Origin of the sequence: Paraburkholderia sp. BR10923 (assembly GCF_040948765.1) — a bacterium.
Lineage (GTDB): Bacteria > Pseudomonadota > Gammaproteobacteria > Burkholderiales > Burkholderiaceae > Paraburkholderia > Paraburkholderia youngii.
In genome coordinates, this window is sequence record NZ_JBFPKO010000005.1 from 88,833 (window position 1) to 100,968 (window position 12,136).

Genomic DNA, 12,136 nt, shown 5'->3' on the forward strand with positions numbered 1-12,136 from the left:
GATGACGGCCCGCGTCGACTGCATGGGACAAGGAGGAACGAGCGGCTGGCGCGATAGCGAGCAATCAGCGCGTGCATTACCCGAGCGCATCGTACGCGCACTCTTCCAGGTGACTCCCATGCAGATCCAATTTCCGAACGAAGCCCCTGAATATTCAGGTCGCGAACTTACCTTGGCGTTTCCGGCAATGGTCGATGGGCAGAGGGTGGAGTGCATGATCACCGCGGAAGCGCTCGAGGATCACTTCGGCGCCGCGTCCCCCCGGCAGGAGGACATGATCGTTGCGTTCGACACGCACCGGCCGCGCATCGAGGCGGCCACGCGCCGGCTGTTGTCGGAAACGCGCGCGCAGTGTCTCGTGCTCAGAAGCGGCTACGTGCGTTTTTATGAGGCGAACTGGCGTAACTGACTGCACGCAGCCAACCCCATCGCTTTCAAATGATCCGCCGCAGCGCCCGATCCTTGAACACCACATGGTGCGCGATGGCGGCGAGCGCATGCAGTCCGATCACCCAATAGAACACGTTGCCAAGCCACTCGTGTGCGTCCTTCAACAGCGGCCGCGCGATCGAATCCGCACGCACCAGCGTGAAGCTGATGTCCGTCCACGCGAGCGACACCGGCCGCCCGCCCGCGTTGACCATCAGGATACCGAGCAGCGGCTGCGCGAAGATGAACACATAGAGCGCGAGGTGCGCGGAGCGCGCGACAAAAGCGAGTAGCCGGTTGTTTTCGAGTTCCTCGGGCGCGCCGGCCCACAGTCTCCAAAGCAGCCGCAGCACGGCCAGCACGAGCACCAGCGTGCCCGCCCAGAAATGCACGCCGGTCCAGAACTCGCGGCCGTCGGAGCCGCGCGGTCCGCGGATTTCGATGGCCAGATAGGCCAGCGCGACCAGCAGAAAAATCATCCAGTGGAAGAAAATCGCGGGCCTCGTGTAGCGGTCCGTCGTGCGGTTATATGAGGACATGGCGGCTCCTGGGGGCGACCCGATCTATCGCGACCCGATCGATCGTCGTTCGAAACATCGGATGATAAACGTTCGCCGAACCCGACGACACTTTCGACCACGCAACCGAACCGCGCGACGTCCTCACTCGCTGCCGAGATAGAAATACCGGAACAGGAAAATCGCCGCGATGATCCACACGACCAGCTTCACCTGGCGCGCCTGGCCCGTCAGCAGCTTGAGCGCCGCGTACGAGATGAAGCCGAACGCGACGCCGTTCGCGATCGAGTAGGTAAACGGCATCAGCAGCGCGGTCAGCGCGGCCGGCACGACTTCGGTCGCGTCGTCCCACGGCAGGTCGACCAATTCGCGCAGCATCAGGCACGACACGTACAGCAGCGCGGGCGCGGTCGCATACGGCGGCACCACTTCGGCGAGCGGCGCGAAAAACAGCGCCGCGACGAACAACAAGGCGACCGTGATCGCGGTCGCGCCGGTACGGCCGCCGGCCTGCACGCCGGACGCGCTTTCGATATACGCGGTCGTCGACGACGTGCCGAGCATCGAGCCGGCGAGAATCGCGGTGCTGTCGGCGAGCAGCGCGCGATTCAGCCGATGCATCTTGCCTTCGACGAGCAGCCCCGCGCGGTTCGCGACGCCCATCAGCGTGCCGGTCGCATCGAACAGCTCGACGAGGAAGAACACCAGTACCACGTTCAGAATGCCGCTCGACAGCGCGGTGCGGATATCGAGCTGGAACAGCGTCGGCGCGATCGACGGCGGCATCGACAAGACGCCGTGAAACTGGTTGCCGCCAAAGAAAAAGCTCAGGATCGTCACGCCGACGATACCGATCAGGATCGCCCCGCGCACGCGCAGATGATCGAGCGTGACGATGCCGAAGAAGCCGATTGCCGCGAGCACGACGTGCGCGTCGTGCAGATTGCCGAGCGTGACGAGCGTGGCCGGATTGCCGACCACGACGCCGGCCGACTTCAGCGAAATGATCGCGAGAAAGAGGCCGATACCGCCGGTGATCGCGATCCGGATCGAATGCGGGATGCCCTTGACGATCACCTCGCGCACGCGGAACAGCGTAACGATCAGGAACAGGCAGCCGGAGATGAACACCGCGCCGAGCGCGGCCTCCCACGTGTAGCCCAGGCCCTTGACGACCGTGTACGCGAAGTACGCGTTCAGGCCCATGCCGGGCGCGAGCGCGATCGGGTAGTTCGCGTACAGACCCATGATCAGCGACGCGAGCGCGGACACGATGCAGGTCGCGACGAACACCGCGCTCTTCGGCATGCCGGCGTCGCCGAGAATCGCCGGGTTCACGAAGATGATGTAGGCCATCGTCAGGAAGGTGGTCACGCCGGCTAGCACTTCGGTGCGCAGGTTGGTGTCGACGGCGTCGAAGCCGAAGTAGCGTTTGATCGAGTCCATGTGGCGGGTTTTCTCTTTCGTCGTTCGGAAAGTGTTTTTGTGATTGAGGCAAACGGGCCCGCGCGGCGGTGTTACGGCGGAATTGTAAACACCAACGGCGGCGCCTCGTCGCTTGCGGCTGCGCCGGCAGCCCTGTCGGGCCCGTCAGGCGGGCGGTTTGCCGGGCGACTGTGGCGCCGGCACATCACCGCGCGGCGCATGACGCGCGAGCCAGCGATCGAGTTCGCCAGCAAACGTCTTGCCATCCCGCGCGCTGAAGGCGGACGGACCGCCCGTGTCGACGCCGCTCGCGCGCAACTGGTCGAGCATCGAGCGCATGCGCAGCCGTTCTTCGATCGTGCCGGGCGTGAACCAGTTGCCGCGCGGATCGAGCGCGTGGGCATTTTTTGCCAGCACGGCGGCGGCGAGCGGGATGTCGCCGGTGATCACGAGGTCGCCCGCGACGACGCGCTCGACGATCAGCTGATCGGCGGCGTCGAAGCCGGCCGGCACCTGGATCGCGCGGATCAGCGGCGACGGCGGCACGCGCAGGAACGCGTTGGCGACCAGCGTCAGCGGCATGCCGGTGCGGCGCGCCGCGCGATAAAGCATGTCCTTGACGACGGCCGGGCAGGCGTCGGCATCGACCCAGATTGGCATGGTGCGGATTCCGGCTAGGTGCGGCTGGTTTGCTGCGTGGGGGTTGGAGGGACGGGATGATACCTTGCCGCGACGCAAAGGGTTTCCCTGCCGCCCGCGGCGGGCGGCATTCAGGCTGCGGGTGCGGCAGCGACTGCTGTTACTGCACTGTCGTCGGTTCGAGGCCTTGCCGCTCTGCGCGGCGTTGCGCGACGATCCGGCCGGCTTCCTGCGCGTTCTCCGGATAGTTGACCCAGTCGTTCGGATCGTAGCCGGCGGCAAGCCATTCGATGAGTTCGGCACGGACCTGGGCGCGCGTTTTCGGCGCCGACGGGTCGTTGGGCTGCATCACCGCTTGCGCGTAGACAGTGCTGATACTCACGGCGGCAACCAGCGCGCCGAGTCCAATGCGGGAGAACAGATTCATGGCGGGCTCCTACGGAGCAGAAAAACAGCCGGGCCTGGTCATTTTTCGGTGCGCGCCGGGTGAGGCGGTAGAAAGCAGCGCACCATTTCTGCCGGCAAATCGAACCCGCCGCGAGCCGCGTTCCCCACGTTAGCGCAAGCAACGCGGAAAGCGGCGGGTTTGCTTAAAACTTCAAAAGTTCGGCGCTAGTCGATGCCAAATGGGCGTCCTGACAAAGTCTCGTCCTATCACGTCGAAGGCTTGTTGAACCGTTCCATCACCGCGCTCACCAGGTCGATCGGCAGCGGAAACACGATCGTCGAGTTCTTGTCGGCGGCGATCGTCGTCAGCGTCTGCAGATAGCGCAGCTGCATCGCCTGCGGCTGGCGCGCCAGCGTCTGCGCTGCTTCGAGCAGCTGCCTCGACGCCTGCAACTCGCCTTCCGCGTGAATCACCTTGGCCCGCCGTTCGCGCTCGGCCTCAGCCTGACGCGCGATCGCGCGGATCATCGTTTCGTTGATATCGACGTGCTTGATCTCGACGATCGACACCTTGATGCCCCACGCATCGGTTTGCGCGTCGAGCACCTTCTGGATGTCGGTGTTCAGCTGCTCGCGCTCGGACAGCAGCTGGTCGAGGTCGTGCTTGCCGAGCACCGCGCGCAGCGTCGTTTGCGCCAGCTGGCTGGTCGCCTCGAAGTAGCGCGCGACCTGGATCACCGCCTTCTCCGGATCGACGACGCGGAAATACACGACCGCGTTCACCTTCACCGACACGTTGTCGCGGGTGATTACGTCCTGCGTCGGCACGTCGAACACGACGGTGCGCAAATCCATCCGCACCGCCTGCTGCACGATCGGAATGATCAGCACCAGTCCGGGCCCCTTGACCTTCCAGAAGCGGCCGAGCATGAACACGACGCCGCGCTCGTATTCGCGAAAAATCCGCACCGACGACGCGATCAGCACGGCCACCAGCAGGATCAGGATGCTGCCGAAGCCGAATGTGAAGCCGATCATGAGGGTTCTCCTTGTCCTTGTATTGGGGCGGCCGGTTTGACGGGCACCACGGTCAGCGTGAGGCCGTTGCGCGCCGTGACGCGCACGCTCTGCCCCGGCGCGGCCGGCGTCGTGCTCGACACGCGCCAGCGCTCGCCGTGCACGCGCGCCCAGCCGCCCAGCGGGCCGCTGGCCGAGTGTTCGGGTTCGGGCAGCAAGCCGCCGTCCAGCACCACGCCGACGCAGCCGATCAGCGCCTCCGAGCCCGTCACGACCGGCCGGCGCCGCGCGCGCAGCGCGAGCCGCGACACGCCGAGCACGAACGCGACGCTGAACACGACGACCGCGGCGATCAGCGGCAGCGGGATGCCGTAGCCGGGCACATCGGTATCCATCAGCATCATTGCGCCGACCACGAACGCGACCACGCCGCCGAAACCGAGCGAGCCGAAGGTCGGCAGGAACGCTTCGCCGATCAGAAAGGCGATGCCGAGAAAGATCAGCCCGAGGCCGACATAGCTGACGGGCAGCATCTGCATCGCGAACAGGCCGAGCAGCAGGCTGATCGCGCCGACCACGCCGGGCAGCACGAAGCCCGGATTGGCGAATTCGAAGAACAGGCCGTACATGCCGAGCATCAGCAGAATCAGAGCGACGCTCGGATCGGTGATCACGGCGAGGAAGCGGCTGCGCCAGTCGGGTTCGAGCGTGATCAGCGGCGCATGCGCGGTCTGCAGCGTGACGCTGCCGGCGCTCGTGACGACTGTGCGGCCGTTCAGCTGGCGCAGCAGGTCGGGCACGTCGCGCGCGACGATATCGACGACGTGCTGCGCGAGCGCTTCTTCATCGGACAGGCTGACCGCTTCGCGGACAGCGCGCTCGGCCCAGTCGGCGTTGCGCCCGCGCATCTGCGCGAGGCCGCGGATGTAGGCGGCGGCATCGTGGACCTGCTTGCGCAGTTCGGTCGATTGGGTGTCGAGCGGCAGCGCGCTGGCGGCTTCGGATGACGCGCCGGGTGACGCAGGCGCGGACGTTGGCCCGGACGCTGGGCCGGACGCGCCGCCGGGCAGCGTGCGCATATCCGGCAGTCCCGGCGTGCCTGGAGTGCCCTGCGTTCCCGGTGTTCCAGGTGTGCCCGGCATTCCCGGCGGGCCGCCGCCACCGGATGGCTCGTTGCCGCCGATGCCAATCTGGATCGGCGTCGCGGCGCCGAGGTTGGTGCCCGGCGCCATCGCCGCGATATGGCTCGCGTAGACGATGTAGGTGCCGGCGCTGGCGGCGCGCGCGCCGCTCGGCGCGATGAAGGTCGCGACCGGCACCGGGGAGGCGAGGATCGCCTTGATGATCTGCCGCATCGACGTGTCGAGTCCGCCGGGCGTATCGAGTTGCAGCACCGCGAGTTGCGCGTGCTGGCTCTCCGCGCGCTGTAAACCCCGCACGATGAAATCGGCGGTGGCCGGCCCGATCGCGCCGTTCACCGGAATCACCTCGACGCTGTTCGAGGTCGCGGCGCCGACGTTGGCCGGTGTCGCCGCATTGGCCGCTTGCAGCGGCGCCAGCGCTCCGCACGTCGCGAAGCCGAGCGCGCACAGCACGCCGAGCACGGCGATGCCGCGCATCAAACGGCCCGCGATGCCGCCGTGGATAAGCGGCGTGCGCGGACCGGACTGCCGGAGCGGGAGACGCGGAGTCGTGTTCATCGCTGACGGCCGTCGCGCCAGCCGGTGCGAACCGGCGGCGCGGGCCCATACCTCGATCAAGGCTGGCCGGTTGCCGCTTAAAGCTTAGTCCGATTCGGCGCGACGCGTGAGATCGAGCCCCTTAGCCTGGGCCGGCCGATAGTCGGTCGGGCGCATGCCGGTCCATTTGCGGAACGCGCGATGAAACGCGCTCGGCTCGGCGAAGCCGACGGCGTTCGCGATATCGGCGATCGTGCGCTGTGTGCGCTGCAGTTCGGCAATCGCGATGTCGCGCCGCAGCGCGTCCTTGATCGACTGATACGTGTGGCCCTCCTGCTTCAGGTGCCGCCGCATCGTCGCCTCGGCGACGTGCAGGCGCGCGGCCATCTGATCGGCCGCGGGCCAGCCGGACATCGGCAGTGCGCGCAGCGTCTTGCGCACGCGCGCGGCGAGCGAACCGGGATTGCGGTACTTGACGATGAAGCTGCCCGGCGCATCGCGCAGAAACGGGCGCGCCGAGCGCGAAGTCTGGATCACCGGCAGCTCGAGAAACGCGGGGTCGAGATCGACGTACGACTCGGGCTCGTCGAAATGCATGTCTTCGCAGAACATCAGCCGGTATTCGTGCGCGGCCGGCGGCGCAGCGCAGCGAAAGCGCGCTTCGAGCAACGGAATGCGCCGGCCGACGAGCCAGCAGACGAGTCCGTACACGAGGATGAAATACGTCGCGTAAGCGAACATCGCCGGCTTGCGCGCGCCCGCGCGTTCGACGAACTTCAGGCGCACGCGCTCCGCCTCGGTGTCGATCGTCGCGCCGAGATCGTCGAGCACCAGCCGCATGAAGCCGACTGCGCGCGCGAGCGCTTGCGCACCGTTGCGCGCGCCGAGCGCCATCTGCGTCATCGCGATGAAGCTGCCGCTTTTCATCGGATGCGAGTCCTGGCCGAAGAACTCGTCGTCGAGCGCGCGCGCGATGCCGGCCCACAGCGCGCCGTATTGCGCCGACGAAACGCGGCTTTTCGGCGACGCGAGCATCGGCGCGGCGATGCCGGCCGCCTCGGCGAACGCTCGCGCATCGAGCCCGCGCGCCGTTGCGAGCGCGAGCGTTTCCTCGACGAGACTGACGGTGATCGTGCCTTTGTCGCTTTTCATCGGAATTCGGTTTATCTGGCAAAAGCGCTCAGCATCGGTTGGCTCGTGGTTCGTGAAACCCCTGAAATGACGAAGCCCCATGCACGCGCATGGTAGCAGGATGGCAAAAGCGCTCAGCAAATGTGAGCGGAGCGAGCATCGAGTGGCGCGAGCCGCTTGCCTACACTTGCCGCATCACCGAGATCGCCAGCACGGCCGTCAGCACCCACGAGGACGCAGTCATGGACAGCTTCTACACCGACGAACAACGGATGATCCGCGACGCCGCGCGCGACTTCGCGACCGAGTGTCTGGCGCCGCACGCGGCGCAATGGGATCGCGACGCGCAACTGCCGGCCGAGGTCGTTGCGCAGATGGGCGAACTCGGTTTTCTGGGCATGATGGTGCCGGCCGAGTGGGGCGGCTCCTACACCGACTACGTCGCCTACGCGCTCGCGCTCGAAGAGATCGCAGCCGGCTGCGCGGCCTGCGCTACGCTGATGAGCGTGCACAACTCGGTCGGCTGCGCGCCGATCCTGAACTTCGGCAGTGCCGCGCAGAAGGACCGCTATCTGCGCGACCTTGCCACGGGCCGCACGATCGGCGCGTTCTGCCTGACCGAGCCGCAGGCGGGCTCCGAGGCGAACAATCTGCGCACCCGCGCGCAGTTGCGCGACGGGCAGTGGATTCTGAACGGCAGCAAGCAGTTCGTGACCAACGGCGCGCGCGCCGGGCTCGCAATCGTGTTCGCGGTCACCGATCCCGAGCGCGGCAAGCGCGGCCTGTCGGCCTTCATCGTGCCGACCACGACGCCGGGCTTCGACGTCGGCCGGCCGGAGCACAAGCTTGGCATTCGCGCGTCCGACACCTGTCCGATCTCGCTCGATCACTGCGCGGTGCCCGAGGCCAACCTGCTCGGCGAACCGGGCGAGGGTCTGCGCATCGCGCTGTCGAATCTCGAAGGGGGGCGCATCGGCATCGCCGCGCAGGCGGTCGGCATCGCGCGCGCCGCGTTCGATGCCGCGCGCCGCTACGCGAGCGAGCGCGAACAGTTCGGCAAGCCGCTGAAGGACCATCAGACCATCGCCAACATGCTCGCCGACATGGCGACGCGCCTGAACGCCGCGCGCCTGCTCGTGCATCATGCGGCGCGGCTGCGCTCGGCGGGGCGGCCGTGTCTGTCGGAGGCGTCGCAGGCGAAGCTGTTCGCGTCGGAGCTGGCCGAGGAGATCTGCTCGAACGCGATCCAGATTCATGGCGGCTACGGCTATCTGGAGGACTATGCGGTGGAGCGCCACTATCGCGATGCGCGCATCACGCAGATTTACGAAGGGACGAGCGAGGTGCAGCGGATGGTGATCGCGCGCCATGTTTGAGGGCGGCGTTTGAGCGCACAATAGCCTGGCCGTGATGCTTCGTTGAGCGGAAGAGCGGCAAAAACCAGCGGCAAAAAAACTGAGCGCCCAGAGCGCCACCTGGAGACGACGATGACAGCAGCGAAAGCCTTTCTCGAAGCGCGCGATCTGCTAGTGCGCCATCGCACCGACTACGAGCGCGCGTACCGCGAATTCACGTGGCCGGCGCTGGGCGAGTTCAATTGGGCGCTCGACTACTTCGACGCGATTGCGCGCAACAACGACAACCCCGCGCTGTGGATCGTCGACGATCCTTCCAGCGACGGCCTGCGCCTGTCGTACGCGCAGATGTCGGAGCGCTCGTCGCGGATGGCGAACTTTCTGCGCAGCGCAGGCGTCGGTCGAGGCGACCGTGTGCTGCTGATGCTGCCGAACCGCGTCGAGCTATGGGACGTGATGCTTGCCGCGATGAAGCTCGGCGCGATCGTGCTGCCCGCCACCACGCAGCTATCCGCCGACGACGTGCGCGACCGCGTGCAGATCGGCGGCGCGAAGTTCGCCGTGGTCGACAGCGCGGAGCTGGGCAAATTCGATGCGCTAGACGTGCCGCTCACGCGCTTCTCGGTCGGCGCACCGCGCGACGGCTGGATCGATGTCGCCGCCGCGTACGAGGCGGCGCCGGATTTCACGCCGGACGGCGTCACCCACGCCAGCGATCCGATGCTGCTGTACTTCACGTCCGGCACCACGTCGAAGCCGAAGCTCGTCGAGCATACGCATCAGAGCTATCCGGTCGGGCATCTGTCGACGATGTACTGGATCGGCCTGCAACCCGGCGACATCCATTGGAACATCAGCTCGCCGGGCTGGGCCAAGCACGCGTGGAGCTGCTTCTTCGCGCCGTGGAACGCGCAGGCCTGCGTGTTCGTGTTCAACGTCCCGCGCTTCGTGCCGAAAGACACACTCGCCGCGCTGGTGCGCTTCAACGTGACCACGCTGTGCGCGCCGCCGACCGTCTGGCGCATGCTCGTGCAGGAACCGCTCGGCGACTATCCGGTGAAGCTGCGCGAGATCGTCGGCGCGGGCGAGCCGCTGAATCCGGAGGTCATCGAGCGCGTCAAGCACGCGTGGGACATCACGATCCGCGATGGCTACGGCCAGACCGAGACGACCTGCCAGATCGGCAATTCGCCGGGCCAGCCGGTCGTGGCCGGCTCGATGGGGCGTCCGCTGCCGGGCTACCGCGTCGAACTGCTCGATGCCGACGACCAACCCGTGACCGAAGGCGAAATCGCGCTGCCGCTCGCCGAACGGCCGCTCGGCCTGATGACCGGCTACGCGAACAATGTGAACGCGACCGCGCAGGCGATGCGCAACGGCTTCTATCGCACGTCGGATGTCGCGCTGCGTCGCGACGACGGCTACTACGTGTACGTCGGCCGCTCGGACGATGTGTTCAAGTCGTCCGACTATCGGCTGAGTCCGTTCGAACTCGAAAGCGTGCTGATCGAACACGAAGCGATCGGCGAGGCGGCCGTCGTGCCGAGCGCGGACGCGTTGCGCCTGTCGGTGCCGAAGGCGTTCGTCACCGTGCGTCAGGGCTATGAGGCCGGTCCCGAACTCGCGCGCGCGGTGTTCGCGTTTTCGCGCGAAAAACTCGCGCCGTACAAGCGAATTCGTCGTCTGCAATTCAGCGAACTGCCGAAGACGATCTCCGGCAAGATCCGCCGCGTCGAGTTACGGCGCCGCGAAATGGAGCGCGCGGCCGAACCCGCGCGTCTGCCCGACGAGTACTGGGAAGAGGATTTCCCCGACTTGCGTTGACTGTCTTCATTCCTCGCCATTGCTGGTTTTGCCGCCCCGGTCTGAATCGCACGCGTCGAATTCGAGCTTCGGATTCAATGCGTCGGGGCACTGTTTTTTCCTTCCCTATCGCTGTCCGGCCGCCGCGCGGCCATCGCACAGGAGTTTCAGCATGAGCACCCTTGCTTCGAACGAGACCAGCCGCGACGTCGCCGGCGCCGTGGCCACCGTCAAACTGCTGATCGACGGCGAGTTCGTCGAATCGAAGACGACCGAGTGGCGCGACATCGTGAACCCGGCCACCCAGGCGGCGCTCGCGCGCGTGCCGTTCGCGACCGTCGCGGAAGTCGACGCGGCGGTGCGCAGCGCGCACGCCGCGTTCAAAACGTGGAAGGACACGCCGATTGGTGCGCGCATGCGCATCATGCTGAAGTACCAGGCGCTGATTCGTGAGCATATGCCGCGCATCGCGAAGACGCTGTCGGCCGAGCAGGGCAAGACGATTCCCGATGCCGAGGGCGACATCTTCCGCGGTCTGGAAGTCGTCGAGCACGCGTGTTCTATCGGCACGTTGCAGCAGGGTGAATTCGCCGAGAACGTCGCTGGTGGCGTGGACACCTACACGCTGCGTCAGCCGCTCGGCGTCTGCGTCGGTATCACGCCGTTCAATTTCCCCGCGATGATCCCGCTTTGGATGTTCCCGATGGCGCTCGTGTGCGGCAATACCTTCGTGCTGAAGCCATCCGAGCAAGACCCGCTATCGACGATGCAGCTCGTCGAACTTGCGCTCGAAGCCGGCGTGCCGAAGGGCGTGCTGAACGTCGTGCACGGCGGCAAGGAAGTGGTCGATGCGCTCTGCACGCATGAACTGGTAAAGGCGATTTCGTTCGTCGGCTCGACGGCGGTCGGCACGCACGTGTATCGCCTCGGCAGCGAACACGGCAAGCGCGTGCAAGCGATGATGGGCGCGAAGAACCACGCGGTGGTACTGCCCGACGCGAACCGCGAACAGACGCTCAACGCGCTCGCGGGCGCCGCGTTCGGCGCGGCCGGTCAGCGCTGCATGGCGACTTCGGTGGCGGTGCTGGTGGGCGCCGCGCGCGAGTGGCTGCCCGAGCTCGTCGCGAAGGCGAAGACGCTGAAGGTCAATGCGGGGCACGAGCCGGGCACCGATGTCGGGCCGGTCGTGTCGCGCGCGGCGAAGCAACGCATTCTCGGTCTGATCGACGCGGGCGTGAAGGAGGGTGCGACACTCGCGCTCGACGGCCGGGATGTGAGCGTGCAGGGCTATGAGCAGGGTAACTTCATCGGCCCGACGGTATTCAACGACGTCACGACCGACATGGAAATCTACCGCACCGAAATCTTCGGACCGGTGCTCGCGGTGGTCAACGTCGCGACGCTCGACGACGCGATCGCGCTCGTCAACGCAAACCCGTTCGGCAACGGCGTGGGCCTGTTTACGCAAAGCGGCGCGGCGGCGCGCAAGTTCCAGAGCGAGATCGATATCGGCCAGGTCGGCATCAACATTCCGATTCCGGTGCCGGTGCCGTTTTTCAGCTTCACCGGTTCGCGCGGCTCGAAACTCGGCGATCTCGGTCCGTACGGCAAGCAGGTCGTGCAGTTCTACACGCAGACGAAGACGGTCACCGCGCGCTGGTTCGACGACGACACCGTCAGCGACGGCGTCAACACGACGATCCGCCTGCGTTGAACGCATTGAACGCAATGAACGCACATACGGAGACGACAC

At 66.4% G+C, this 12,136-nt stretch carries 11 protein-coding genes; 4 read left to right on the forward strand and 7 right to left on the reverse strand.

All coding sequences use genetic code 11. The features are described 5' to 3' along the window. Positions 1-118: 118 nt before the first annotated feature. Positions 119-409 carry a DUF1488 domain-containing protein gene (locus tag AB3X94_RS11210; RefSeq protein ID WP_013092011.1) on the forward strand — a complete coding sequence of 97 codons (291 nt, stop codon included), beginning with the start codon at positions 119-121 and terminating at the stop codon, positions 407-409. Between the two features lie 25 nt (positions 410-434). Here AB3X94_RS11210 and AB3X94_RS11215 read toward each other — a convergent pair whose 3' ends face one another. The 7 genes from AB3X94_RS11215 to AB3X94_RS11245 form a co-directional block, all read right to left on the reverse strand. After that, complete coding sequence (locus AB3X94_RS11215; RefSeq protein ID WP_176381727.1) at positions 435-968, reverse strand: cytochrome b; 534 nt, start codon at positions 966-968, stop codon at positions 435-437. Between the two features lie 123 nt (positions 969-1,091). Then, entirely contained in the window at positions 1,092-2,393 is a 1,302-nt protein-coding gene (locus AB3X94_RS11220) for an NCS2 family permease (protein ID WP_176106203.1), read from the reverse strand. Positions 2,394-2,537: 144 nt separating this feature from the next. Beyond that, positions 2,538-3,032 (reverse strand): YaiI/YqxD family protein, encoded by a 495-nt coding sequence (locus tag AB3X94_RS11225; RefSeq protein WP_176106202.1) that lies wholly within the window; start codon positions 3,030-3,032, stop codon positions 2,538-2,540. Positions 3,033-3,171: 139 nt separating this feature from the next. Then, positions 3,172-3,438, reverse strand: a complete 267-nt coding sequence (locus tag AB3X94_RS11230) for a DUF4148 domain-containing protein (protein WP_176106201.1) — start codon at positions 3,436-3,438, stop codon at positions 3,172-3,174. A gap of 227 nt (positions 3,439-3,665) precedes the next feature. Then, complete coding sequence (locus AB3X94_RS11235) at positions 3,666-4,436, reverse strand: slipin family protein (RefSeq protein WP_176106200.1); 771 nt, start codon at positions 4,434-4,436, stop codon at positions 3,666-3,668. Beyond that, positions 4,433-6,115, reverse strand: a complete 1,683-nt coding sequence (locus tag AB3X94_RS11240) for a nodulation protein NfeD (RefSeq protein WP_368611544.1) — start codon at positions 6,113-6,115, stop codon at positions 4,433-4,435. The genes AB3X94_RS11235 and AB3X94_RS11240 overlap by 4 nt, the downstream gene beginning before the upstream one ends. Positions 6,116-6,199: 84 nt before the next feature. Then, entirely contained in the window at positions 6,200-7,246 is a 1,047-nt protein-coding gene (locus tag AB3X94_RS11245; protein WP_368611545.1) for an AraC family transcriptional regulator ligand-binding domain-containing protein, read from the reverse strand. A 221-nt stretch (positions 7,247-7,467) separates the two neighbouring features. Between AB3X94_RS11245 and AB3X94_RS11250 the strand changes: the two genes are divergently transcribed. The 3 genes from AB3X94_RS11250 to AB3X94_RS11260 all read left to right on the forward strand — a co-directional run bounded on the left by AB3X94_RS11250 (position 7,468) and on the right by AB3X94_RS11260 (position 12,097). Further along, entirely contained in the window at positions 7,468-8,601 is a 1,134-nt protein-coding gene (locus tag AB3X94_RS11250; RefSeq protein ID WP_176106197.1) for an acyl-CoA dehydrogenase family protein, read from the forward strand. A 111-nt stretch (positions 8,602-8,712) separates the two neighbouring features. After that, positions 8,713-10,404 carry an AMP-binding protein gene (locus AB3X94_RS11255; RefSeq protein WP_368611546.1) on the forward strand — a complete coding sequence of 564 codons (1,692 nt, stop codon included), beginning with the start codon at positions 8,713-8,715 and terminating at the stop codon, positions 10,402-10,404. 151 nt (positions 10,405-10,555) lie between these two features. Then, positions 10,556-12,097: a CoA-acylating methylmalonate-semialdehyde dehydrogenase gene (locus AB3X94_RS11260; protein WP_368590050.1), complete on the forward strand. Its 1,542-nt coding sequence runs from the start codon at positions 10,556-10,558 to the stop codon at positions 12,095-12,097. The last annotated feature ends 39 nt before the right edge of the window (positions 12,098-12,136 follow it).

What these genes read in the sequence shown, in the direction of transcription:
- AB3X94_RS11210 (WP_013092011.1), top strand. Translation starts at nt 119, where the DNA reads ATGCAGATCCAATTTCCGAACGAAGCCCCTGAATATTCAGGTCGCGAA.
- AB3X94_RS11215 (WP_176381727.1), bottom strand. Translation starts at nt 968, where the DNA reads ATGTCCTCATATAACCGCACGACGGACCGCTACACGAGGCCCGCGATT.
- AB3X94_RS11220 (WP_176106203.1), bottom strand. Translation starts at nt 2,393, where the DNA reads ATGGACTCGATCAAACGCTACTTCGGCTTCGACGCCGTCGACACCAAC.
- AB3X94_RS11225 (WP_176106202.1), bottom strand. Translation starts at nt 3,032, where the DNA reads ATGCCAATCTGGGTCGATGCCGACGCCTGCCCGGCCGTCGTCAAGGAC.
- AB3X94_RS11230 (WP_176106201.1), bottom strand. Translation starts at nt 3,438, where the DNA reads ATGAATCTGTTCTCCCGCATTGGACTCGGCGCGCTGGTTGCCGCCGTG.
- AB3X94_RS11235 (WP_176106200.1), bottom strand. Translation starts at nt 4,436, where the DNA reads ATGATCGGCTTCACATTCGGCTTCGGCAGCATCCTGATCCTGCTGGTG.
- AB3X94_RS11240 (WP_368611544.1), bottom strand. Translation starts at nt 6,115, where the DNA reads ATGAACACGACTCCGCGTCTCCCGCTCCGGCAGTCCGGTCCGCGCACG.
- AB3X94_RS11245 (WP_368611545.1), bottom strand. Translation starts at nt 7,246, where the DNA reads ATGAAAAGCGACAAAGGCACGATCACCGTCAGTCTCGTCGAGGAAACG.
- AB3X94_RS11250 (WP_176106197.1), top strand. Translation starts at nt 7,468, where the DNA reads ATGGACAGCTTCTACACCGACGAACAACGGATGATCCGCGACGCCGCG.
- AB3X94_RS11255 (WP_368611546.1), top strand. Translation starts at nt 8,713, where the DNA reads ATGACAGCAGCGAAAGCCTTTCTCGAAGCGCGCGATCTGCTAGTGCGC.
- AB3X94_RS11260 (WP_368590050.1), top strand. Translation starts at nt 10,556, where the DNA reads ATGAGCACCCTTGCTTCGAACGAGACCAGCCGCGACGTCGCCGGCGCC.